The sequence below is a fragment of the Pararhodobacter sp. genome, assembly GCF_036802785.1.
Classification (GTDB): domain Bacteria; phylum Pseudomonadota; class Alphaproteobacteria; order Rhodobacterales; family Rhodobacteraceae; genus Pararhodobacter.
Genome location: NZ_DAIRVN010000081.1, coordinates 1 through 22,314 on the forward strand (window position 1 = coordinate 1; position 22,314 = coordinate 22,314).

The window sequence follows — 22,314 nt, forward strand, 5'->3', positions numbered from 1 at the left end:
CCCGGATGCAGGCGCTGGGCAGCCTTGCGCCGGAGGGCGGCTGTGGGGGCGGGCGGTGCGCTGGCCGCCCTCCGGCGCAAGGATGCCAAGCGCCTGCATCCGGGCCAGCCCGCCCTCGGTCAGCAATGCGGCGTCACCCTCGATGGTCACCGCGCCGCTGGCGCGCAGCGCATCGGCGATGCTGACACCCAGATGGCCTGCAAGATGGTCATAACAGCTGCGCGCATGGCGCAGCGCGGCGTCTTTGGGGCCGGTGCGGCGCAAGGGGCGGCTGAGGGTGACGCCGCCGGCAATCTGCATCACGCTTTCGATCATGCGCGCCACCTCGGCGCTGGCAAGGCGGTGATAGCGGTGGCGCCCCTGCTTTTCCGCCACAATCAGCCCGACCGAGGCCAGCCGCGCAAGATGGCCGCTGGCGGTTTGCGGGGTGACGGCGGCGACCTCGGCCAGTTCAGACGCGGTCAGCGCGCGGCCATCCATCAGCGCTGCCAGCATGGCCGCGCGGGCGGGTTCACCCACGGCGGCGGCAACCTCGGCGATTCGGTTCGATGTGGCCATTCCGTTCCCTCCGGCTGAAAACATCCTAACGCAAAGTCGCGCGGAATACTTCGGCCCGCACCGAAGCATCAGCCCCGCCATTGCAGCGATAAGCGGCGGGCATTTCAAGGAGAGTTTCCGCATGATCCCGCTGCCGCTAACAAGGCCCCGCCCGTTCTTTGGCTGGTATGTCGTTGCCGCAACCACGCTCCTGGCCGCCTTTGGCTGGGGCGTGGGCTTTTATGGCCCGCCGGTGTTTCTGTATGCGGTGGTCGCGCGCAGCGGCTGGCCGGTGGCGATGGTCTCGGCGGCGGTGACGGTGCATTTTCTGGTGGGCGCGGTGGTCGTGGCGAACCTTCCCCGGCTGTATCGCAGACTGGGCGTGGCGCAGGTGACGGTGCTTGGCGCGGTTCTGCTGGCGCTTGGCGTGCTGGGCTGGGCGATGGCGACGCAACCGTGGCAGTTGTTCGGCGCGGCGCTGGCCAGCGGCGCGGGCTGGGTGGCGATGGGGGCGGCGGCGGTGAATGCGCTGGTGGCGCCATGGTTCAACCTGCGCCGCCCGGCGGCCCTTGGCATGGCCTATAACGGTGCCAGCCTTGGCGGGGTAATCTTTTCCCCCCTCTGGATTGCGCTGATTGCCGGTATCGGCTTCGTGCCTGCCGCACTGGTGGTCGGCGGGGTGATGGTGGCGGTGGTGGTGGTGCTGTCAGCGCTGGTATTCACGCGCACGCCTGAGGGGATGGGGCAGGCGCCCGATGGCGCGGCGCTGCCCCTCGCCCCTCCGCCCGCCCCTTCGCCCGTCCCGGTGGCGGCACAGACCCGCACCTTTCTGCGCGACCGGCGGTTTCTGACGCTGGCGGCAGGAATGGCACTGGGGCTGTTCGCGCAGATCGGGCTACTGGCGCATCTCTTCTCGCTGCTGGTGCCGGTGCTGGGCGAAGGCATGGCGGGGCTGGCGATGGGCGGGGCGACGCTGGCCGCCATTCTGGGCCGCTCACTGGTGGGCTGGGTGATGCCAGTCTCGGCCGACCGTCGCGTTGTTGCCAGCCTCAGCTATGCGGTGCAGGTCGGCGGCTCGCTCCTGTTCCTCCTTGCGGCGGGGGAGGGCGGGATGTGGCTGGCGCTGGGTATCGCGCTGTTCGGGCTGGGGATCGGCAATGCAACCTCCCTCCCGCCGCTGATCGCGCAGCAGGAGTTCACAGCACCTGAAGCCGCGCGCGTGGTGCCGCTGATCGTGGCTATCGGGCAGGCCGGGTATGCTTTTGCCCCCGCCGCCTTTGGCCTGCTGCGCATTGGCCCCCTGAGCGGTGCGGAAGCTCGCGCGGCCCTTTTCGCCTGCGCCGCCGCAATCCAGCTTGCCGCTATTGCCTGCTTTCTGGCCGGGCGGGGCGCAGCACCCCGGGGCCGGTGAATTGCGGCTTACTCAGGGGCCTGAGGTTGCAGGGCGGCGATCATCTGCTTGAGTGTTCTGGCGAAATCGGCGCGGCTGAGCGGGCTTATCGCGTCATTGAGCGCCTGAACATGCGCGGCGGCCTTGCGCTCGATGCGCGCCTGCAGCTCAATCCCGGCCTGCGTGGCGGTGCACATATGCGTGCGCCGGTCGTTGAATGACAGATGCCGGACGATCAGCGCGTTATCCTCCATCCAGCGCAACGCATTGGTGACGTTCGATTTGTCACGCTCCGATGCAAGGGCGATCTGCGTCTGGGTGATGCGGGGGTTGCGCACGATCAACGTGAGGATGGTGAAATAGCCGGGCTTGAGCGCCTCATCCCCCAGCCGCAGTTTGAAGTCGGCATAGGCAACCTCATAGGCCACGCGCAGATGCTGGCCGATAAAATCATGCAATATCCCGTAATCCAGTTCCTCAAACACGGGCGGGCTGTGTTTGTCATAGAGCAGGGCGGGAAGGTCAGGGTCTGGCATGGCTGTTCCTACTGCGCCATGGCCGGAAGGAACGTGACGATCCATGGCAGGGCGATGATGATGGCAATCCGCACGATATCGGCCAGAACGAAGGGCACGATACCACGATAGACCGCACTCATCGACAGATCGCGGATTACCGATTTGATGACGAACAGGTTCAGCCCCACCGGCGGCGTGATCATCGACAGCTCTGTCACCATGACCGCGAAGATGCCGAACCAGATGGGGTCAAAGCCAAGCTGCGTGACAATGGGAAAGAAGATCGGAATCGTCAGCAGGATCATCGACAGGCTTTCCATGAACATGCCGAGCACCAGATAGATCGCCAGAATGGCGAAGATCACCGCCATGGGGCTGAGGCCCAGATCGCTGATCAGGTCTGACAGCGCAGCGGGCAGGCCCAGCAGGTTCATGAAGTTGGAAAACACCATCGCGCCGATCAGCACGAAGAACAGGCTGGCGGTGGTCGTCACGGTTTCGATCAGCGAATCGATGAGGATGCGGAAGGTCATCACCCGGCGCCACATGGCGAACAGGAGCGCGCCGGTCGCACCGACACCGCCCGCCTCAGTCGGCGTGAACACACCCTTGTAAAGGCCGCCGATGATGCCGATGAACAGCAGCAGGATCGGCCCGATGCTGCGCAGGTTGTTCAGCCGCACCGACCAGTCAACCCGGGGTGCGGCGGGCGCGCAGGAAGGGTCGATCTGCGCGGTGATGCGGATGGCGGCCAGATACAGCACGATGGCCAGTATTCCCGGCACGATACCGGCCAGAAACAGCGCCCCGATATCGGTGCCGGTGGCAATGCCATAGAGCACCAGAATGACCGAGGGCGGAATCAGGATGCCCAAAGTGCCACCCGATGCCACGGTCGCCGCCGCAAACCCGTCCTTGTAGCCGTAGCGGCGCATCTCGGGCACCGCGACCTTGGCCATGGTTGCCGCCGTTGCGATGGAGGAGCCGCTGAGCGCCGAGAACCCGCCGCAGGCAAGGATAGTGGCCGCAGCCAGCCCGCCCCGATAATGGCCGACAAAGCCATGGCACAGGCGATAGAGATCGCCCGACATGCGCGCGCGGGTGACCAGAACGCCCATCAGAATGAACATCGGCAGCACCGACAGCTCATAGGACATGGTGGTGTTTATCGGCAGCTGGCCGATCATCCCCATCGCCGTGCGCTCGGATATGGTGACCCAGATGCCGCCCAGACCGACAACGAGCATCGCCAGCGCAATCGGCACGCCAAGGCCCATCATGACGAAAACAGTACCAAAGCTGATCGCGGTGATTTCCCAGACACCCATCACAGCGACCCCATGCGGGATTCTGTGCCGGGCTCATTCGTGCGGCCGGAGCGGCGCAGCGCCTCGAATGCGCAGACCAGAAAGGCCAGTGCGGTCACGGCCAGCAGCACCGACATGCTTTGCGCAATCAGGCCCTTGGGTACGCGCAGTTCCATCGTCACCTCGTTATAGGTCAGCAGGCGCACGCCCTGAAGCCAGATGCGCCATGCAATGAAAGCACTCAGCCCCGCCCCCAGAAGCTGCGCGCCAAAATCGGCAAGCCGCGAGAACAGGGGGGAAAAGCGGTCTGACAGGATGGTAACGCGGATATTGCCGCCCTGACGCACCATCCAGGGCAGGGCGCAGAACACAACCAGCCCCATGCCGATCTCGATCATCTCAAACCCGCCCATGAGCGGTTTGCGCAGGATGTAGCGCATCACCACGCCGACAAAGGTTACGGTCATGATGAAAGCGGCGATCAGCCCGGAAAGCCAGGCAAGCGCTAGACAGAGATGGTCAAACAGGCGTAGAAGGGCGCGCATGAGGGGAATTTCCTTGGCTGGCTTCCGGCACCGCCGGGGGGCGATGCCGGAAAGGCTTTTGGTGCAGGCTGTTACTCGGCAGCAGTGCCCGACATGTAGACACTGTAATGTTCAACCATGCCGCGCGCATATTCCAGAATCGCCTCACCGTCGAAACCTTTTGAATTGGCCTGTTCCAGCCATTCGGTTTCAAGCGGCAGCAGGATTTCGCGCGCTTGCGTCAGGTCTTCGTCCGACAGGGTCAGAAATTCGACGCCCTGCGCGGCCAGATTGCTGTCTGCCTGAATGTCGGCATTGGTCCATGCGAAGCCGGCCAGCAGGGCGATGGCCATGCCCGAATGCTTTTCGACCGCCGCGCGCTGCTCGTCGGTCAGGCCGTTCCAGCTTTCCTCGTTGAAGGCCACCCAGAACGTGTCGGTGTAAAGGCCGCCGGGAATATGCGTGATCGAGGTGATGACCGGGGAGATGCCGAAGAAGTCGATCGATTCGCTGGGAAAGGTGATCCCGTCAGCCACGCCGCGCGACATGGCGGTCTGCGCTTCGGTCGGCGGCAGTTGCACCGGCGAGGCACCCAGCGCAGACATGATGCGCCCGGTGACATTCCCGCCGACACGGATGGTGGTGCCTGCAAGGTCTGACAGCGTTTCAATCCGGCCATTGGCCATGTTGATATTCGGGTTGGAATGGGTGAACAGCCCGACAACATGCGCGCCGTCATGCTCGCCGTATTCGGCACCGAAACGCTCATAGGTCTGCCATGCGGCGGCGGAACCGGCCCAGGGATCGGGCGACATGAAGGGCAGGTCAATCACCTGCGTCATGGTGAACCGCCCGGCATTATGGCCGCTGACGCCGTAGCCCACGTCAAACGCCTGATCGAGCAGCAGATCGAAGGTGGCGGGGGGCGGCCCCAGTGGCGAGGTCATGATTTCAAAGCGCAGCGAACCGCCGGTTTCCTGCTCGATCGCGGCAGCCCAGGGCTGGATGATGCCGGTGACGATCAGGTGATGCGCGGGCAGCCAGTTGCCGACGCGCAGGGTGGTCACTTCCTGCGCCATCACGGGAAGGGCGGCCATGCTGAGTGCTGCGGAAAGCAACACCGGCTTCAGGTATTTCATTCTCATCTCCTTGTTGGGTTGGTCTTTTTTCAGGGTATTACAGTTTGGTGGGCGCCGTCAGCTTGAAGATCTCAAGCGCATCGGCGGTCTCGCCGCCACGGACGGTCAGCAGCCTGAACTGCTCAGCCGCCATCGCGGTGAACGGCACCGGCGAGGTGCAGGAGCGCGCCAGATCACAGACCGAATCCAGATCCTTGAGCATGGTATAGACATGGCCCAGCGGCGGCTCATGCTGCGCATTCACCATGCGCGGCAGGAAGATCTGCAGCGGTTTGCTGTCGGCAAAACCACCGGCCAGCGCCTCGGGCAGGCGGGCGGCATCGACGCCCGCATTGGTGGCCAGCCGCGCGGCCTCGGCCAGCACGGCCATGGTGCAGCCGACGATCACCTGATTGCACAGTTTGGTGGTCTGCCCGGCGCCGACCGGCCCCATCAGGGTGAAGCGCGAGGCCATTTGCAGGACAACCGGCTTGACACGCGCAAAGCTGTCTTCGTTGCCACCCGCCATGATCGCCAGTGTCCCGGCCTCAGCGCCCGGCACGCCGCCGGAAACCGGCGCGTCGATCCAGTCCATCCCGGCTTCGGCCTTCAGCCGGGCGGCCATATCGCGCGTGGCCTCCGGCTGGATGGAGGAGAAATCCACCAGAATGGCGCCCTTGCGCGCACCGTGCACCACGCCGTTTTCGCCGAACACCGCCTCAAGCACCGCCTTTGTATCGGTCAGGCACATGAAGACGATGTCCGATTTCGCGGCCACATCTGCCGGGCTGTCACCCAGCGCGGCGCCGCGTTCCACCAGCGGCTGCGCCTTGGCGGGGGTTCGGTTCCAGACGGTGACGGTATGGCCCGCCTCGATCAGACGGGTCGCCATCGGCGCGCCCATCAGGCCCGTGCCGATATATCCCAGCGTCGGTGTATCGCTCATGCGTCGCTTCCCTTGGTTTTTGATGTGCGCGGTTCCGGCCATTGCGCGTTGCCGGCATGGGTCACCGCGCCCAGATGCGCCTGCCCCACGGTTGCCGCGTATTTCGACAAAAGCCCCGCGCGGTGCCGGGTTTCCTGCCGCGTCCAGCCCGCACGGCGGCGCGCCAGTTCTTCGTCGGGCACATCCAGCGTGATCGTGGCCGCCTTGCCGTCGATGGTGATGCGGTCGCCGTCCTGCACCAGCCCCAGCGGCCCGCCGACAGCGGCCTCGGGCGCGGCATGGCCGATGCACATGCCGCGTGTCGCGCCGGAAAAGCGCCCGTCGGTGAGCAGCGCCACCTTTTCGCCCATGCCCTGCCCGTAGATCAGCGCGGTCAGGCCCAGCATCTCGCGCATACCCGGCCCGCCCACGGGCCCCTCGTTGCGCACGATCAGCACCTGACCCTCGGCATAGTCGCGGCTGTGCACGGCCTCGACCGCGTCATCCTCTGACTCAAAAACCCGCGCGATGCCGGTGAAGACCAGCGCCTTCAGCCCCGCCACCTTGAGCAGCGCACCATCCGGGCAGAGGTTGCCCTTGAGCACCACAACCCCGCCCGAAGACATGATCGCATCCGAGACCGGGCGAATCACCTCGCCATCGGGGGCGGGGGCATGCGCCACTTCCTCGGCAAGGGTGCGGCCTGTCACGGTCAGCGTGTCGCCATGCATAAAACCATGCGCGATCAGTTCCTTGATAACCACATGCGCGCCGCCGATCTCATAGACATCCTTGGCGTGATACTTGCCGCCGGGCCGCAGATTGCCGATGAAGGGCGTGCGTTGCAGCACTTCGGCAACATCATCGGCGGTGAAGGTGATCCCCGCCTCATGCGCGATCGCCGGAATATGCAGCGCGGTGTTGGTGGAGCCGCCGGTGGCCGCGACAATGGCGCAGGCATTCTCCAGCGCCTTGCGGGTGACGATATCGCGGGGCAGGGGGCCGCCGCGCGCGATCATCTCCATCACCAGCGCGCCCGCCCGCTCACCGACGCCGCGACGCGCGGAATACACACCCGGGATCATGGCAGAGTTGGGCACCGTCATTCCCAGCGCCTCGGACACCATGGCCATGGTGTTGGCAGTGAACTGCCCGGCGCAGGCGCCGATGGTGGGTTTGCAGGCCTCTTCAAGCTGGGTCAGCTCATCATGCGTCATGGTGCCGGCCTGCACCGCGCCGACCGCCTCATAGGCATCCAGCACCGAGACATCGCGGCCCTGGAACCGCCCCGGCAGCGCCGATCCGCCATAGACAAAGACCGACGGCACATTGCAGCGCACCATGCCCATCAGCACGCCCGGCAGCGTCTTGTCGCAGCCGCCATAGCCGACGAGGCCGTCATAGGCATGGCCGTGAATCACCGCCTCGATGCTGTCGGCGATGATCTCGCGGCTGACGAGGCTGAATTTCATCCCCTCATGGTTCATGCCAACCCCGTCCGAGACCGAGATGGTGGTGAACTCACGCGGGGTGCCGCCTGCCATGGCGATGCCCTGCTTGGCATATTCGACCTGATCATAATGGGTCATGTTGCAGGGCGTCACGTCGCCCTTCTGGCTAACGACGCCGATCATCGGGCGGGCGATGGCCGCGTCATCCAGCCCCATGGCCCGCATGAAGGCGCGGTGGGGGGTACGGTCGATACCGTCGGTTGTGATGCGCGAGCGCAGCTTCCTGTCAGCCGGGTCGGCCATGACTGTCCTTTCAGAGAAAGTTTGAATTAAGAATATTTGTCCTTGAAAGGAAACCTCTGATAGCGTCTCCTGTCAACGTCAAACTTTCGGGGTTAAACTTTCAGGAAATGAAAATGCAGCTTGTTGCGAACATCTCCATGCTCTTCACGGAACTGCCGCTGGTGCAGCGCCTTTCTGCAGCGCGCGACGGCGGCTTTGACGGTGTGGAGATCCAGTTTCCGGATGCCGATGAAACCGAGGCCCTGCGCGCCGAAAGCGTGGCAACGGGCATGCCCGTAGTGCTGATCAACGTGCCGCGCGGCACCGGCGATGCGGTGGGCCTTGCCGCCCTGCCTGACAGCCAAAGCGATTTCCGCGCCGCCGTTGCCCGCACCGCGCAGCAGGCCGCCGCATTGTCGGTGCGCAAGGTCAACATTCTGGCCGGGCGCCCCCCCGCGGATGCGGACCCGGCCTTGTGCCGTCAGGTGCTGATCAGCAACCTGCGCCACGCGGCGGATGTGATGGGGGACATCGGCTTGCGCGTGATGGTGGAGCCGGTCAACCCCGGGGATGTGCCCGGCTTTTTCCTGACCAGCCTTGATGCCGCGCTGGATGTGCTGGATGAGGCCGCGCACCCCAACCTGTTCCTGCAATTCGATTTCTATCATATGTCGATCACCGAGCCGGACCTCTGCGCCGCCATCGCCCGCGCCGCACCGCGCATCGGCCATGTGCAGTTCGCCGATACCCATGGCCGCCATGAGCCGGGCAGCGGCGATATTGACTTCACCGCCGCTGTGCGCGCGCTGCGCCAGACCGGCTATGATGACGTGATCTCGGCCGAATATCGCCCGGCGGGCGACACAAAGGCCGGGCTGGAATGGATGGACGGCTTCAGAAAGATGCTCTCATGAACACGGACGACACATTTACCACGCGGATCGTGCACCATATCCGCAGCGCCGCAGCCTTTGATCCGCTGCCCGCCACCCCGCCGCGCGACATGGCCGCTGCCTATGCCTTGCAGGACGGGGTTGCCGGAGCGCTGATGAATGACGGCGCCTATGGCCCCGTTGCGGGCTGGAAGATTGCCGCCAATTCAAAGGCACTTCTGGCGCGGTTCAGACTGGATGAGCCGTGCAGCGGGCGGGTGTTTTCGGCGCAGCGGCGTGACAGCCCGGCGGTGCTTCAGGCGCAGGACTACCGCCAGTTTGCGCTGGAACCGGAAATTGCCGCCGTCATGGGCGAAACGCTGCGCCCGCAGGACGCACCCTTTGACACTGCCCGCGTGATGGGGGCGGTTGCCCGGTTCATCCCGTCGATGGAGCTGCTGGACATGCGCGGCTGCGATATGAGCGCCGTCCACCTGCCGGATGCCATCGCGCAGAACATCTCCAATGCGGGGGCCGTTCTGGGCGGGCCCGGCATTGCGGCTGACAGGCTGGACCCGGCCACCGTGCGCACCACACTGCGCGTGAATGGTGAGTTGCGCCATGACGTGACCGGCGCCGCCCCCCAGCACCCGCTGGAGGCCGTGACATGGCTGGCCAACCATCTGGCCGCGCGGGGCCTGACGCTGGAGCCGGGGCAGGTGGTGCTGTGCGGCACCCACAGCCCGATCTGGTATCATGAGGGGAAGGGTACGTTTGAACTGGAAATGTCCGGTTTGGGCACTGTCATGTTGCAGCTGGAATAACCGCCGGTTACGCTCACCCACGCACCGGGCTGCCGCAGAGTTTGCGGCTGCCGGGCAGCCTGCCAACGTTTTATTCTCACTGCGGGATGTCAGATGCCCCTGGCCCTTTACACCTTCGGCATGTTTGCCAGACCATCAGCGGACCCGGTGAATGACGGCTTTCATGCGCTCAATGACCGGGTGCTCTTGTCGGTGGATCAGGCCGAGGGGATGATCGCGCGTTCGGGCTATGCGTCAGATCCCGGCCCCGCGTCATGGGGGCCGGAAGTATATCCGCGCTTTTATGAAGAGCGGGGGGATGGCTGGTCGCCCGCAACCCTCTCGCTCTGGACCGATCTGGAGGCGATGTTCGCCTTCACCTATTCCGGGCTTCACGCCGCCGCGCTCAGCCGTGGGCGGGAGTGGTTTGAAAAGCCCGCCTGGCCGCCCCTTGCGATCTGGTGGCACCGGAATGCGGGGTATCCGACATGGGCCGACGCCGTCAGGCGGCATGAGCATCTGCATGATTTCGGCCCCACGGCGACCGCCTTCACCTTCAAGGCGCCCTTCCATGAGCAGGGCGCCCCGGTCAGGCTGGACAAGGCGCGCATTCAGGCCCTCCGGTCAGCCCGTGCGGAAAGTTGAGGCCGGGGGCGGTGGGGGAAAAGGGGCAGAATGTTCGACAGAATCGATTCGGTCGCGGAACTGCGCAGGCAGATGAAAGTGAGGGTGCGAAACATGGGGCTTGCAGAAAGACAGGTTTTCAGGGGTGCCACCCGCTTGAGCAGCTTTGTGAATTTTTGATGACATTTGAGGCATTTAGCTTGACCGCACACCCGCCTCCCGCCAGTTGTCAGCGCGTTCCGAGCCGGGGGCGCATCGGACATTTTCTATGCTATGCATGCCCTTCAGACTGAGCCCTGGCCTAAAAGACACCTGAAAGGATGGTGACATGACGTTCAGATATTCCCGTGCATTCTCGGCCCAAACCCTCAGCGCAGCTGCGGCACTGGCCGCTGCGCTGGCGATTGCCGCGCCGCTGCCCGCGATGGCGCAATCGCGCATTGCCATCGGCATGCAACAGGAGCCGACCTCGCTTGACCCTACGGCCGATGCGACCGCCGCAATCAACACGATGCTGACCCAGAATGTCTATGAGGGCCTGACCTCGGTTGACCAGTCGGGCGCGGTGATCCCGCAACTGGCCGAAAGCTGGACCATCTCGGATGACAGCCTGACCTATGTTTTCAATCTGGTTCAGGGCGCTACCTTCCATGATGGCGCGCCCTTCACCGCCGCCGATGTGGTGTTCTCGTTCGAGCGCGCGCGCGCCGAAGGCAACACCAACCCGCGCGGCGCCACCTTCGCGTCGATCGACACGATCACCGCGCTGGATGATCACACCGTCGAGATCGTGATGAAGAACCCCGATGCGTTCTTCCTCTTTGATCTGGCGCAGGGCCCGGCCTCGATCGTCAGCGAAGCCACGGTCGGCACCAATGCCAACCGCCCCAACGGCACCGGCGCGTTCAAGTTCGATGCCTGGACACGCGGTGACCGCCTGCGCCTTGTGCGCAACCCTGATCACCGCAATGCCGACAATGTGGCGATGGATGTGATCGAGTTCCGCTTCATCTCGGAACCCGCTGCCGCCACCGCCGCGCTGATGGCCGGTGAACTGGACGCGTTCCCCACCTTCCCCGCGCCTGAGCTGGTCGCCCAGTTTGAAGCCGACCCGCGCTTTGAGGTCGTGGTCATGAGCACCGAAGGCGAGGTGATCCTTGCCATGAACAACGCGCGCGAACCGACCTCGGACCTCAATTTCCGCCGCGCCGTCAGCCATGCGCTGGACCGCGAGGAAATCATCGAGGGGGCGATGTATGGCTTCGGCATTCCCATCGGCTCGTTCTACCCGCCGCACGGCCCCGGCTATGTCGATCTGACCCAGCGCTACCCGCTGGACCAGGACATGGCGCGCGAGCTGATCGCCGAGTCAGGCTATGACGGCGCGCCGCTGGTGATGCGCCTGCCGCCCTTCCCCTATGCCACCCGCTCGGGCGAGATCATTCAGGCGCAGCTTGGCGCTGTCGGGCTGAATGTGCAGATCGAGAATGTGGAATGGGGCTTCTGGCTGGATGAAGTCTACACCAACATGAACTACGACTTCACCATCATCGCCCATACCAGCCCCAACGATCTGGGCAATTTCGCGCGCGGCCCCAACTATTTCTATGGCTATGACGATGCCGATTTCACCGCGCTGTGGAATGCCATCCGCACCGAAACCGTTGACGACACGCGCATCGAAATGCTGCAGCAGGCACAGAACCAGGTCGCCGATCAGGCGGTGCATGGCTTCCTGTTCCAGCTGCCGTCCATCGGTATCTTCCGTCAGGGTGTCGAAGGGTTCTGGGATTCTCAGCCGGTGCTGCAACTGCCGCTGAGCGAGATTTCCGTCAACTGACGCACCTCTGGTGCCGGGTCGCGGGTGGGAGACTGCCCGCGACATTACTTCCGAAAGACCGCTCATGGGCTATTTCCTGCTGCGCCGCACCATCGGCTTCATCCTGACGCTTTTCACCGTCTCGGTGGTGGTGTTCAGCGTGATGAACATACTGCCCGGTGACCCCGCGCTGACCATTCTGGGCATCGATGCCTCACCCGAGGCGCTGGCGAACCTGCGGCGCGAACTGGGCCTGAACGATCCGGTCTATGTCCGTTATCTGGCATGGGTCACAAGCGCGCTGACCGGGGATTTCGGCATCAGCCAGTCGTTCCGCGTGCCGGTGTCCGAGCTGATTGCCGAGCGCATGCCGCTGACCCTGTCGCTGGCGGTGACCGGCATGCTGGTGACGGTGATTCTGGCGCTGGTTCTGGGTATCGGCGCGGCGGCCAATCACGGCAAGCCCGGTGACTGGGGGGTGATGTTCCTTGCCCAGACCGGCATCGCCGTGCCTTCGTTCTGGCTGTCGATCCTGCTGGTGCTGCTGTTCGCGGTCAAGCTGCAATGGCTGCCGCCGGGCGGCTTTCCCGGCTGGTCAGACCCGGTGCTGGCAATGCGCTCGCTGGTGCTGCCCACCGCCGCGCTGGCGCTGGTGCAGGCCGCCGTGCTGGCACGGGTGACGCGCTCGTCGGCGCTGGAGGTGATGCGGCTGGATTATGTGCGCACCGCGCGCGCGAGCGGCTTTTCGCGCCAGCGGGTGCTGTGGCGGCATATCCTGCCCAACGCGCTGGTGCCGATTGTCACCATCGTGGGGCTACAATTTGCCTCGCTTGTCACCGGCACCATCGTGATTGAAAACGTGTTCTACCTGCCCGGGCTGGGGCGGCTGATCTTCCAGTCGATTTCCAACCGCGATCTGCCGGTGGTGCAGGCGCTGGTGATGATGTTTGCCGCCATCGTGGTCACCGTGAATTTCATTGTCGATGTGCTTTATGTGCTGATCGACCCCAGGCTGAAGGGCCGTAGCTGATGCCCCGCCTGCCTATCAACCTGATCATCGGCGCCGTTCTGGTGGCCACCGTCGTCGGCATCGCCGCGCTTTCGCTGGGCTGGACACCCCATGACCACGCCGCCATGAACGTGCGCGGCCGCTTTGCGCCGCCCGATAGCGTGTATTGGCTGGGCACCGACCAGCTGGGCCGCGATGTGGTTTCGCAGCTGATGGTGGCGGCGCGCAATTCGATGACCGTGGCGCTGATTTCGGTGCTGATCGGCGGCTCAATCGGGGTGGTGCTGGGGTTGTTCGCCTCGGCCGTGGGTGGCTGGGTCGAAGACCTGATCATGCGCACCGCCGATATCGGCTTTGCCTTTCCGACGCTGCTGTTCGCCATCATGCTTTCGGCGGTGTTCGGCCCCTCGCTGACCATTGCAGTGGCCGCCATCGCCTTCATCAACATCCCGGTCTTTGCCCGCGTCGCCCGCGCCTCGGCCAACCAGATCTGGACGCGGGAATATGTCGCCGCTGCGCGGGCGGCGGGGCAGGGCAAGCTGGCCATTTCGCGCGACCATATTCTGCCCAACATTGCCGCGCCGGTGATTGTGCAGGCCACGATCGAATTTGCCATGGCGATTCTGGCTGAGGCGGCGCTGTCGTATCTGGGCCTTGGCGCGCAGCCGCCTTCGCCCTCATGGGGGCGCATGCTGTCCGAGGCGCAGACGCTGATGTTCATGGCCCCGCAACTGGCGATCTTTCCGGGCCTGTGCATCATGCTGGCCGTGCTGGGCTTCAGCCTGCTGGGGGATGGTCTGCGCGATATCACCGACCCCCGCCTGTCAAGGAGCCGCGCATGATCGAACTTGAACGCGTCTCTGTCGCCTTCGGCAACGCGCTGGCCCTGCGCGAGGCCAGCCTGAGCATCGCGCCCGGCGCGCGGCTGGGCATTGTGGGGGAATCAGGCTGCGGCAAGTCGATGCTGGGCCTGTGCCTGATGGGTATGGTGCCGGATGCGGCGGCGGTCAGCGGGGCGATCCGGCTGAACGGGCGCGATCTGGCGGGCGCGTCTGAAGCCGTCTGGCGCCGCCACCGCGCCCGCGACGTGGCAATGATCTTTCAGGAACCGATGGCGGCCCTCAACCCTCTGCGCACCATCGGTGACACGGTGATGGAGCCCCTGCGCGTGCATGAAAACCTGTCGCGCGACGCTGCCCGCGACCGGGCGCTCGCGCTGTTTGAGGAGGTGGGTATTCCTGACCCCGTCGCCCGCCTGCGCCAGTATCCGCATGAGATATCGGGCGGGCAGCGCCAGCGGGTGCTGATCGCGCTGGCGCTGGCCTGCAACCCCGGCGTGCTGGTGGCCGATGAACCCACCACCGCGCTGGATGCCAATGTCGCGCTGCGCATCATCGAGCTGCTGGTGCGCCTGTCGGAAACGCGCAACATGGCGCTGGTGTTCATCAGCCATGACCTTGCCGCCGTGGCCCGTGCCACCCAACAGGTCGCGGTGATGTATGGCGGCGATATTGTCGAGCGGGGGCCGACCGCGCAGGTGCTCTCCGCGCCGCGCCACCCCTATACCATCGGCCTGCTGGGCGCGCGCCCGGGGCTGGCAAACCGCAAGCGCGGGCCTGACGGGCGGCGCCAGCGGCTGGTGACAATTCCGGGCACCGTGCCACCGCTGCATGATCTGCCCATGGGCTGCCGCTTTTCGGGCCGCTGCACGCAGGAGTTGCCGCATTGCGCCACGCAGCAACCCATCCCGCACCGGCTGGGCGCGGGGCAGGAGGCTGCCTGCCACCTGCTTGATCCTGCGGCAACCGTGAGGCCCGCGACCATGGGAGTCGGGGAATGAGCGTGCCGCTGCTGGAACTGCGCGGCGTCACCCGCCGCTACAAGATGCCGCGCGCGGCGCTGTTGCGCGCGCCTGCGGTGCTGACCGCCGTCAACGACATCTCGCTGACGCTGGTGCGCGGGCAGACGCTGGGGGTGGTGGGTGAGTCCGGCTCTGGCAAGTCCACACTGGCGCGGATGATCATGGCGTTCGAGGCGCCGGATGAGGGCACCGTTCTGTTCGAGGGCACCGACCTGAACCGGCTGGGCGCGGCAGCCCTGCGCCGCGCGCGCCAGCGGTTCCAGATGGTGTTTCAGGACCCGTTCGGCTCGCTCGACCCAAGGCGCACGGTGGGCTGGTCCATCGCTGAACCCCTGCGGGTGACGCGGGCGCCGGATATCGGGCGCCGTGTGTCCGAGGCGCTGGATCAGGTGGGCCTGCGGGCGGCGGATGCCGAGAAATACCCGCATGAATTCTCTGGCGGCCAGCGCCAGCGCATCGCGATCGCCCGCGCCATCGTCACCCGCCCGGAGCTTCTGGTCGCCGATGAGGCGGTGTCGGCGCTGGATGTCTCGGTTCAGGCGCAGATCCTCAACCTGTTGATGGATCTGCAGGAAGAGCTGGGCCTTGCCATGGTTTTCATCAGCCACGATCTTGCCGTCGTCGCCTGTATCTGCGATCAGATGCTGGTGATGCGGCATGGCGATAGTCTGGAATTTGGCGAGACTGAGGAAGTCGTCGCCAACCCGCGCCACGAATATACACGCACCCTTCTGACGGCATCGGATATCTGACATGGCACATTTTGTGCATCTGAGCGACCTTCACATGACGGTCGGAACCAACCATGAGCGTATCGCCGGGCTTCTGGGCCACATCGCCCGCTCCATCCCCCATATGCGCCAGCGGCCTGATTTTGTGGTGGTCAGCGGCGATCTGACCGACCGGGGCGATGCGGAAAGCTATGCCGCCCTGCACCCGCTGATCGAAGCGTTCCCGGTGCCCGTGGTGCTGTCCCTGGGCAACCATGACCGGCGTGAGGCATTTCATGCGGTCTTCGGGCAGGCCGGGTCAGATGCGCCCTATGACCATGATACCGTTCTGGCGGGCGTGCATGTGATCTCGCTGGACACGCTTGTGCCCGGGCATGTGGCCGGTTCGCTGGACGAAGCGCAGCTTGGCTGGCTGCAAACCGCGCTGACCCGCCACCCCGGATTGCCCAAGCTGATCATTGCCCACCACCCGCCGAAGACCAGCGAGGCCGATCGGTCCTGGACCTGCCTTGATGCGGATTCCACCGCGCGGCTGGCGGCATTGCTTGAGGGCCATCAGGTGATCGCCATCCTGTCCGGGCATATCCATATGAACCGGATGAGCCTGTGGCGCGGGATGTCTCTGGTGGCTTCGAGCGGGCTGCAATCGACCATTGATGTGCTGCACGAAGAGGGGCTGCGCATTCTGGACGGCGCCAGTTTTGCGCTTTGCCGGGCCGAGGGCGGTGATTTCACGGTTCATTTTGTACCGATGCTGCCCGAGGGCCGCGAGATCGCCATGGTCGATATCGCCCGGCTGAGTGTCTCCGCATGACTATGGGTCCGATGAGTTTAGGCCGGCGGCATATCGCGCTGGAAGGCGTCTATAACATCCGTGATCTGGGCGGCTATGCCACGGCGCAGGGCACGCAGACCGCATGGCGACGGTTTCTGCGCGCCGACAGCCCGCATGCGCTGAGCGAAGACGGGCAGGCGCGGCTTCAGGCTGAGGGGCTGGCGACGGTGATTGACCTGCGCACCGGCGCCGAGATTGCGCAAACGCCCAACCCCTTCGCAAAAAGGGCAGGCGTTCAGTATGTGCATCGTCCGCTTTTCACCGAACTTGCGCCCGGCACGCTTGCGGCAACGGCTGACGGCTCCTGCCCGCTGCTGGGGTTCTATCAGGGCGCGCTGGATGATCGGCATGAAGCCCTGAGCGATATCATGACGCTAATCGCCGGGGCCGATGAAGGCGCGGTGATGTTCCATTGCACCGCCGGGAAAGACCGCACGGGGCTGGTGGCGGCGCTGCTGCTGGGGCTGGCCGAGGTCTCGCCCGAGGATATCGTGGCGGATTACGCGCTGACCGAGGGGCTGATCACCGAACTTGTCGCGGGCTTTCTTGAAATGTCGCGGCAAAAGGGGGGCGATGTGGTTGCCTATGCCCGGCTGCTGGCCGCACCGGCGGCCACCATGCGCGACACACTGGCCCATCTGGAGGCGCGCTATGGCTCAGTGCCGCGCTATCTTGCGCAGATCGGCGTGGCGCCCGGCGACATCACGGCGCTCAGCGACCGGCTGCATGACAGCGTTCCTGCCCGGTAAAGGTTACCTGCATTAACCGGGCCCGATAATCAGCCGGGCCCCACAGTCATCCGGGCAAGGTGACGATCAGCGCGCCGCGCTCGGTGGCCACCACGGTATGCTCATACTGCACCACGGGCGCGGGCGGCTGGCTGTAAAGGGTCCAGTCGTCATCCCCCTCAACCGCCCAGATCCCGCCGCTGGACAGGAACGGCTCTACCGTCAGCACCAGCCCCTTGTGCATCCGCCGCCTGTCGCCCCGGTTCGGCCATGTCGCCACTTCCTCAGGGTATTCGTGCAGCGCCCGGCCCACGCCGTGGCTGGCCAGATTGCGGATCAGGGTATAGCCGCGCCCGGCTGCAAAGCGGCCAATGGCGTTGCCGATCCCGGCCAGCGGCTTGCCGCTGCCCACCTGCGCGATGCCGGTCTGCATGGCGCGTTTCCCGTCGCGGCACAGCCGGTCAAGCGAGGGCCTGACCTTTCCCATGCGGAACGTGGCGCCGGTATCGGCGAAATACCCGTTCCTTGAGGCCGAGACATCAATATTGACCAGATCACCGGCCCGGATGACGCGCTCACCGGGAATGCCATGCGCGATTTCCTCGTTGACGCTGATGCAGGTGGCGCCGGGAAAATCATAGGTGGATTCGGGGGCAGGTATCGCGCCCTCACGCTCCAGCAAGGCGCGGCCGATCCCGTCCAGCTCCCGCGTGGTCATGCCGGGTTCCATCGCCTTGCCCATGGCATGCATGGTATTGGCGACGATGCGGCCGATGTCTTTCAGCCCGTCCAGTTCATCCTGATGCGTGATCGTCATGCGGTGTCTTCCCGGGAATACGCAGGGCTTCGCGCTGCCCTTAGCACCGCCGCGCAGCTTTGTCCCGCATAACACCCTGCACAAGGAAGTGTAACCGCCGCGTTATCGCCCTGACACACTGCCCGCTTAACCTTTAAGACCAGACATGGAATGCGGAGTGTGCAGCATGACGATCTCTATCAGGAACGGCGTTCTGGCGCTGGCACTGGGCGCGGCACTGGCCGGTCCCGCAGGGGCCGGGGATAACGGCGCGGCGCAGGAAATCGGTGCCCGCAATGTCATCCTCATGATCGCGGATGGTATCGGCTTCAACGGCTGGCTGGCGTCGGACTATTATCAAGGCCGTGCCGGGCGGCAGCCCTATCAGCTTGCCCGGCCTGACGGCACCGCGCCGGTGATCTTCGGCCAGACCCACTGGGCGCTGTCGCTTGTGGATGCGGCGGGCACCATCCTGCCCAACGGCACCGATGCGGCGGAGGCGGCAGGCGTCATCGCGCAGGGCTATGACCCGGCGCGGCGCTGGATGTCGTTTGAAAACACCTTCCGCAATGATTTCGCCCCCTTCGGCATGCCCTACACCTCCTACACCGATTCGGCGGCGGCGGGCACGGCGCTGCACAGCGGTGTGAAAACCTCGAACGCCGGGGTGAATATGGACTGGACCGGCACCATCCCCTTCCGCACCATCGCCGAAATCGCCATGGATCAGGGCCGCGCGGCGGGCACGGTGACCAGCGTTCCGGCCTCGCATGCCACCCCGGCATCGGCGCTGGCGCATAACGTCTCGCGCAATGATTATGCCGGTATCTTCAACGAGATGCTGGGCAGCGGCCTGAGCGTGATCATGGGCGCGGGCCATCCCTTTTATGACGACAGCGGCAATGCCGTTGAGCCTGCGGAAGATGATGCGCGCGCTTTCCGCTTTCTGGGCGGGCGCGAAACGGTGCTGGCGCTGCGCGGGAATGAAGGCGCGCATGGTTTCACCTTTATCGACGACCGCGATGCCTTTGCCGCGCTCGCGGATGGCCGGGACCTGCCCCGGCGGGTGGTCGGCATCGCGCGGGCGCATAACACCCTTCAGGCCAGCCGCACCGGCCGCGCCGAGGCCGACACGCCTTCGGGTATGGCGTTCAACCCCGATGTGCCCGATCTGGCAACCATGAGCCTTGGCGCGCTCAACGTGCTGAACCAGAACCCCAACGGCTTCTTCGTGATGATCGAGGGCGGCGCGGTGGACTGGATGGGCCATGCCAACAACATGCCCCGCTTCATCGAAGAGCAGATGGATTTTGATGCGGCGGTCGCGGCGGTGATCGACTGGGTCGAGGCCCATTCAGACTGGCGCGAGACCCTGCTGATCGTCACTTCTGACCATGAGACCGGCGGGATCTGGGGTGAGGGCACTTTTACCAACGGCACCGGCGGCCCGGTGGCGGCTGACCGCTCGGACGCGGCGATTGCCGCGGCCCGGTTCAACCCGGCGGAGGATGTCTTCAACGAGTTCCTTGCGGTGCAGGACCGTGGCGCGGGGGCCATTCCGGGCCATCAATGGGCATCGGGCAACCACACGAACGAGCTGGTGCCCCTCTGGGCGCTGGGAGCGGGAAGCGATCTGTTCGCGCAGTTCGCGGTGAGCGATCACGGCGCGGCCCGCCTCTGGGGGCAGCCTTATGGCTGGGACGGGTCGATCATCGACAACACCTCGGTGTTTCATGTGATGAACCGGGTCTTTGCCGATGGCCTGACCCCGGCGGGCGGCTGCGCCTGCGCCCCGTCCGAACCCTGAGGCAGGCGCCGCCAGCCCCGCCGCGCGCCCCGTGTCAGGTGACGGGCGTAAGCGGCGGCTGACCCTTGAGCAGTGCATGCAGGTTCTGGCGCAGCAGAACGCCCATGTCGCGCCGTGTCTCGATGGTGGCGGTGCCGATATGGGGCAGGGGCAGCACATCGGGGCGGTTGATCAGGCGCGGGTCGGCCTTTGGCTCATCGCGGAAGACATCCAGCGCCGCGCCTGCGATCACGCGGGCCTCCAGCGCATCCAGCAGCGCCTCTTCATCCACAACCGAGCCGCGCGCCACATTGACCAGCCAGCCGCCAGCACCCAGCGCCGCCAGCACCGGCGCATCGACCAGTCCTTCGGTTTCAGGCCCACCGACCACCGCGATGAACAGGTCATCCACCGCCCCGGCCAGCGAAGCCGCATCGGCGTGCCGGGTCCAGCCCGGCGTGACCTTTTCGCTGCGCGACTGATAATGGATCTCGCATTTGAAAGCCGCCAGCCGGTCAGCAATCTCGCGCCCGATGCGGCCCAGCCCCAGAATGCCCACGCGCCGCCCGGTGACCTTATGCGCCAGCGGCGGGGCCTTGCCTGCCGCCCAACCGCCGGAGCGCACGCAGTGAATCCCGGTTTCCAGCTCGCGCAGCGCGGCAATCCACATGCCCACCGCCAGATCGGCGACATCGTCATTGAGCACGTCAGGCGTGTTCGTCACCGTGATGCCCCGCGCCTTTGCGGCGGGAATGTCGATGGCATCATAACCCACGCCGTATTTGGCGATCATGCGCAGGTTCGGCAGCAGGTCCATCTGCTCAGGCCCGAAGGCCTGATGGCCCTTGTAACCCACCCCGATAACCGCCGCGCGCGCCGCTTCCGGCAGCGTTTCCAGCTGTTCGGGCGCGTCGATGGCTGCGGCGGCGAACTCTGCCTGCATGGCCCGCGCATCCATGCCATGATACCGCCCGATGGCGAGGATCTGTGCCATGATCGGCCCTCCCTATCCGCGCCCGATGAAGGGCATGTTGGTGGCCATCACCGTGGCAAACTGCATATTCGCGCCCTTTGGCAGGCTGGCCATGTAGAGCACCGTTTCAGCCACCGTCTGAACATCCATCATCGCCTCAGCCCGGATGGAGCCATCGGCCTGCTGCACGCCGGTCGCCATGCGCGCGGCCAGCTCGGTCACCGCGTTGCCGATGTCGATCTGCCCGCAGGCGATGTCAAAGGCGCGCCCGTCCAGCGACAGGGTGCGGGTGATGCCGGTCACCGCGTGTTTTGAGGCCGTATAGGCGATGGAGCCGGGCCGGGGCACATGCGATGAGATGGAACCGTTGTTGATGATCCGCCCGCCTTGCGGGGTCTGCGCGCGCATCCGGGCAAAGGCCGCCCGCGCGCAGAGGAACACGCCGTGCACGTTGACGTTCATCACGGCGGCGAAATCGTCGGGGTCGATCTCATCGCAGGGCGCCGCTGTCAGCCCGCGCCCGGCGTTGTTGAACAGCGCATCAAGACGGCCCCATGCGGCGATGGCCGCATCAAACGCCGCCTCCACCTGGGTTTCCTGCGTCACATCGCAGGGCAGAAGCAGCGCGGCGGGATGGTTCTGCGCGGTTTCGGTGATGGCGTCAGCGCGCCGTCCGATCAGGCCCACGCGCCAGCCACTGGCCAGAAACAGCCGGGCGGTGGCGCGGCCGATGCCGCTGCCTGCGCCGGTGATGATGATGGACCGGCTCATGCGGGCACCGGAATCGGCCCGGCATCGGCGGGAACCTGATAGCCCTTCTGCACCGCCTCGCGCCCGGCCAGCGCCTTGTACCAGCGCAGCACATGGGGGTAGTGCGTCAGGTCGATGCGGTGCCAGTCATGGCGCGCGACCCATGGGAAGATGGCCATGTCAGCGATGGAATAATCGCCCGCCACATGCTCATTCCCGGCCAGATGGCGGTCAAGCACCGCATACAGCCGCGCGGTTTCCTTCATGAAGCGTTCTTCGGCGGGGGGGGACAGGCCGGGGTTGTTCTTGACGAAGTAATGCACCTGCCCCAGCATCGGGCCAAAGCCACCCATCTGCCACATCAGCCATTGCATGACCTGCGCGCGGGCCTTGGTCTCAGTCGGCAGAAAACGCCCGGTCTTTTCGGCCAGATGCACCATGATCGCGCCGGATTCAAAGATCGACACCCCGGCATCATGATCGACAATCGCGGGGATCTTGTTGTTGGGGGAGATGGCGAGAAAATCAGGGGCGAACTGCTCATCCTTGCCGATATGCACCGGGAAAACCGTATAGGGCAGGCCCAGCTCCTCCAGCAGGATCGAGACCTTGCGGCCGTTCGGGGTGGTCCATGTGTAAAGGTCGATCATTGCGGCTCCTCAGTCGGGGCGGGGG

General features: G+C 65.3%; 23 protein-coding genes. 12 read left to right on the top strand and 11 right to left on the bottom strand.

Annotated elements, in window-relative coordinates; translation table 11 throughout:
- Positions 1-558 (bottom strand): ArsR/SmtB family transcription factor (locus tag V7Q53_RS19945; protein WP_333830569.1); only part of this gene is annotated, 558 nt, incomplete at its 3' end.
- A gap of 121 nt (positions 559-679) precedes the next feature.
- Here V7Q53_RS19945 and V7Q53_RS19950 point away from each other — a divergent pair.
- Positions 680-1,948, top strand: a complete 1,269-nt coding sequence (locus V7Q53_RS19950) for an MFS transporter (protein WP_333830570.1) — start codon at positions 680-682, stop codon at positions 1,946-1,948.
- An 8-nt stretch (positions 1,949-1,956) separates the two neighbouring features.
- On the opposite strand, the gene V7Q53_RS19955 is transcribed toward V7Q53_RS19950, so the two are convergent.
- From V7Q53_RS19955 to ilvD, 6 genes are all read right to left on the bottom strand, one after another.
- Positions 1,957-2,463, bottom strand: a complete 507-nt coding sequence (locus tag V7Q53_RS19955) for a MarR family winged helix-turn-helix transcriptional regulator (protein ID WP_333830571.1) — start codon at positions 2,461-2,463, stop codon at positions 1,957-1,959.
- Between the two features lie 8 nt (positions 2,464-2,471).
- Positions 2,472-3,773: a TRAP transporter large permease gene (locus V7Q53_RS19960; protein WP_333830572.1), complete on the bottom strand. Its 1,302-nt coding sequence runs from the start codon at positions 3,771-3,773 to the stop codon at positions 2,472-2,474.
- Positions 3,773-4,297, bottom strand: a complete 525-nt coding sequence (locus V7Q53_RS19965) for a TRAP transporter small permease (protein ID WP_333830573.1) — start codon at positions 4,295-4,297, stop codon at positions 3,773-3,775. Before V7Q53_RS19965 ends, V7Q53_RS19960 begins: the two co-directional genes overlap by 1 nt.
- A 71-nt stretch (positions 4,298-4,368) precedes the next feature.
- Positions 4,369-5,415, bottom strand: a complete 1,047-nt coding sequence (locus V7Q53_RS19970; protein ID WP_333830574.1) for a TRAP transporter substrate-binding protein — start codon at positions 5,413-5,415, stop codon at positions 4,369-4,371.
- A 37-nt stretch (positions 5,416-5,452) separates the two neighbouring features.
- Positions 5,453-6,340, bottom strand: a complete 888-nt coding sequence (locus V7Q53_RS19975; protein WP_333830575.1) for an NAD(P)-dependent oxidoreductase — start codon at positions 6,338-6,340, stop codon at positions 5,453-5,455.
- Positions 6,337-8,073, bottom strand: a complete 1,737-nt coding sequence (gene ilvD / locus V7Q53_RS19980; RefSeq protein ID WP_333830576.1) for a dihydroxy-acid dehydratase — start codon at positions 8,071-8,073, stop codon at positions 6,337-6,339. Before ilvD ends, V7Q53_RS19975 begins: the two co-directional genes overlap by 4 nt.
- A 113-nt stretch (positions 8,074-8,186) precedes the next feature.
- Between ilvD and V7Q53_RS19985 the strand changes: the two genes are divergently transcribed.
- From V7Q53_RS19985 to V7Q53_RS20030, 10 genes are all read left to right on the top strand, one after another.
- Positions 8,187-8,966, top strand: a complete 780-nt coding sequence (locus tag V7Q53_RS19985) for a hydroxypyruvate isomerase family protein (protein WP_333830577.1) — start codon at positions 8,187-8,189, stop codon at positions 8,964-8,966.
- A complete protein-coding gene (locus V7Q53_RS19990; protein WP_333830578.1) occupies positions 8,963-9,748 on the top strand; it encodes a 2-keto-4-pentenoate hydratase in 786 nt (261 codons plus the stop codon). Before V7Q53_RS19985 ends, V7Q53_RS19990 begins: the two co-directional genes overlap by 4 nt.
- 93 nt (positions 9,749-9,841) lie before the next feature.
- Positions 9,842-10,372 (top strand): DUF3291 domain-containing protein, encoded by a 531-nt coding sequence (locus V7Q53_RS19995; RefSeq protein WP_333830579.1) that lies wholly within the window; start codon positions 9,842-9,844, stop codon positions 10,370-10,372.
- A gap of 307 nt (positions 10,373-10,679) precedes the next feature.
- On the top strand, positions 10,680-12,191 hold the full coding sequence (locus V7Q53_RS20000) for an ABC transporter substrate-binding protein (RefSeq protein WP_333830580.1): 1,512 nt from the start codon (positions 10,680-10,682) through the stop codon (positions 12,189-12,191).
- A 64-nt stretch (positions 12,192-12,255) separates the two neighbouring features.
- Positions 12,256-13,200 carry an ABC transporter permease gene (locus tag V7Q53_RS20005; RefSeq protein WP_333830581.1) on the top strand — a complete coding sequence of 315 codons (945 nt, stop codon included), beginning with the start codon at positions 12,256-12,258 and terminating at the stop codon, positions 13,198-13,200.
- Positions 13,200-14,021 (top strand): ABC transporter permease, encoded by an 822-nt coding sequence (locus V7Q53_RS20010; protein ID WP_442954456.1) that lies wholly within the window; start codon positions 13,200-13,202, stop codon positions 14,019-14,021. The genes V7Q53_RS20005 and V7Q53_RS20010 overlap by 1 nt, the downstream gene beginning before the upstream one ends.
- Complete coding sequence (locus tag V7Q53_RS20015; protein ID WP_333830583.1) at positions 14,018-15,019, top strand: ABC transporter ATP-binding protein; 1,002 nt, start codon at positions 14,018-14,020, stop codon at positions 15,017-15,019. Before V7Q53_RS20010 ends, V7Q53_RS20015 begins: the two co-directional genes overlap by 4 nt.
- The gene (locus tag V7Q53_RS20020; protein WP_333830584.1) at positions 15,016-15,792 is read left to right on the top strand and encodes an ATP-binding cassette domain-containing protein; all 777 of its coding nucleotides are present in this window, start codon (positions 15,016-15,018) and stop codon (positions 15,790-15,792) included. The genes V7Q53_RS20015 and V7Q53_RS20020 overlap by 4 nt, the downstream gene beginning before the upstream one ends.
- A gap of 1 nt (position 15,793) precedes the next feature.
- On the top strand, positions 15,794-16,585 hold the full coding sequence (locus V7Q53_RS20025) for a metallophosphoesterase family protein (protein ID WP_333830585.1): 792 nt from the start codon (positions 15,794-15,796) through the stop codon (positions 16,583-16,585).
- An 11-nt stretch (positions 16,586-16,596) separates the two neighbouring features.
- Positions 16,597-17,355: a tyrosine-protein phosphatase gene (locus tag V7Q53_RS20030; protein ID WP_333830586.1), complete on the top strand. Its 759-nt coding sequence runs from the start codon at positions 16,597-16,599 to the stop codon at positions 17,353-17,355.
- A 46-nt stretch (positions 17,356-17,401) separates the two neighbouring features.
- Here V7Q53_RS20030 and map read toward each other — a convergent pair whose 3' ends face one another.
- Positions 17,402-18,151, bottom strand: a complete 750-nt coding sequence (gene map / locus V7Q53_RS20035) for a type I methionyl aminopeptidase (RefSeq protein ID WP_333830587.1) — start codon at positions 18,149-18,151, stop codon at positions 17,402-17,404.
- A 166-nt stretch (positions 18,152-18,317) separates the two neighbouring features.
- Between map and V7Q53_RS20040 the strand changes: the two genes are divergently transcribed.
- A complete protein-coding gene (locus V7Q53_RS20040; RefSeq protein ID WP_333830588.1) occupies positions 18,318-19,937 on the top strand; it encodes an alkaline phosphatase in 1,620 nt (539 codons plus the stop codon).
- Between the two features lie 34 nt (positions 19,938-19,971).
- Here the strand turns inward: V7Q53_RS20040 and V7Q53_RS20045 are convergent, their stop codons facing one another.
- From V7Q53_RS20045 to V7Q53_RS20055, 3 genes are read right to left on the bottom strand one after another with little or no spacing between them, the layout of a single operon-like run.
- The gene (locus tag V7Q53_RS20045) at positions 19,972-20,910 is read right to left on the bottom strand and encodes a 2-hydroxyacid dehydrogenase (RefSeq protein WP_333830589.1); all 939 of its coding nucleotides are present in this window, start codon (positions 20,908-20,910) and stop codon (positions 19,972-19,974) included.
- A 12-nt stretch (positions 20,911-20,922) separates the two neighbouring features.
- On the bottom strand, positions 20,923-21,660 hold the full coding sequence (locus V7Q53_RS20050; protein ID WP_333830590.1) for an SDR family oxidoreductase: 738 nt from the start codon (positions 21,658-21,660) through the stop codon (positions 20,923-20,925).
- Positions 21,657-22,289, bottom strand: a complete 633-nt coding sequence (locus tag V7Q53_RS20055; protein WP_333830591.1) for a glutathione S-transferase family protein — start codon at positions 22,287-22,289, stop codon at positions 21,657-21,659. The genes V7Q53_RS20050 and V7Q53_RS20055 overlap by 4 nt, the downstream gene beginning before the upstream one ends.
- Positions 22,290-22,314: the final 25 nt, after the last annotated feature.

Coding starts and splice junctions, on each gene's coding strand:
- V7Q53_RS19950 (WP_333830570.1), top strand. CDS start 680: ATGATCCCGCTGCCGCTAACAAGGCCCCGCCCGTTCTTTGGCTGGTAT.
- V7Q53_RS19955 (WP_333830571.1), bottom strand. CDS start 2,463: ATGCCAGACCCTGACCTTCCCGCCCTGCTCTATGACAAACACAGCCCG.
- V7Q53_RS19960 (WP_333830572.1), bottom strand. CDS start 3,773: ATGGGTGTCTGGGAAATCACCGCGATCAGCTTTGGTACTGTTTTCGTC.
- V7Q53_RS19965 (WP_333830573.1), bottom strand. CDS start 4,297: ATGCGCGCCCTTCTACGCCTGTTTGACCATCTCTGTCTAGCGCTTGCC.
- V7Q53_RS19970 (WP_333830574.1), bottom strand. CDS start 5,415: ATGAAATACCTGAAGCCGGTGTTGCTTTCCGCAGCACTCAGCATGGCC.
- V7Q53_RS19975 (WP_333830575.1), bottom strand. CDS start 6,340: ATGAGCGATACACCGACGCTGGGATATATCGGCACGGGCCTGATGGGC.
- ilvD (WP_333830576.1), bottom strand. CDS start 8,073: ATGGCCGACCCGGCTGACAGGAAGCTGCGCTCGCGCATCACAACCGAC.
- V7Q53_RS19985 (WP_333830577.1), top strand. CDS start 8,187: ATGCAGCTTGTTGCGAACATCTCCATGCTCTTCACGGAACTGCCGCTG.
- V7Q53_RS19990 (WP_333830578.1), top strand. CDS start 8,963: ATGAACACGGACGACACATTTACCACGCGGATCGTGCACCATATCCGC.
- V7Q53_RS19995 (WP_333830579.1), top strand. CDS start 9,842: ATGCCCCTGGCCCTTTACACCTTCGGCATGTTTGCCAGACCATCAGCG.
- V7Q53_RS20000 (WP_333830580.1), top strand. CDS start 10,680: ATGACGTTCAGATATTCCCGTGCATTCTCGGCCCAAACCCTCAGCGCA.
- V7Q53_RS20005 (WP_333830581.1), top strand. CDS start 12,256: ATGGGCTATTTCCTGCTGCGCCGCACCATCGGCTTCATCCTGACGCTT.
- V7Q53_RS20010 (WP_442954456.1), top strand. CDS start 13,200: ATGCCCCGCCTGCCTATCAACCTGATCATCGGCGCCGTTCTGGTGGCC.
- V7Q53_RS20015 (WP_333830583.1), top strand. CDS start 14,018: ATGATCGAACTTGAACGCGTCTCTGTCGCCTTCGGCAACGCGCTGGCC.
- V7Q53_RS20020 (WP_333830584.1), top strand. CDS start 15,016: ATGAGCGTGCCGCTGCTGGAACTGCGCGGCGTCACCCGCCGCTACAAG.
- V7Q53_RS20025 (WP_333830585.1), top strand. CDS start 15,794: ATGGCACATTTTGTGCATCTGAGCGACCTTCACATGACGGTCGGAACC.
- V7Q53_RS20030 (WP_333830586.1), top strand. CDS start 16,597: ATGAGTTTAGGCCGGCGGCATATCGCGCTGGAAGGCGTCTATAACATC.
- map (WP_333830587.1), bottom strand. CDS start 18,151: ATGACGATCACGCATCAGGATGAACTGGACGGGCTGAAAGACATCGGC.
- V7Q53_RS20040 (WP_333830588.1), top strand. CDS start 18,318: ATGACGATCTCTATCAGGAACGGCGTTCTGGCGCTGGCACTGGGCGCG.
- V7Q53_RS20045 (WP_333830589.1), bottom strand. CDS start 20,910: ATGGCACAGATCCTCGCCATCGGGCGGTATCATGGCATGGATGCGCGG.
- V7Q53_RS20050 (WP_333830590.1), bottom strand. CDS start 21,660: ATGAGCCGGTCCATCATCATCACCGGCGCAGGCAGCGGCATCGGCCGC.
- V7Q53_RS20055 (WP_333830591.1), bottom strand. CDS start 22,289: ATGATCGACCTTTACACATGGACCACCCCGAACGGCCGCAAGGTCTCG.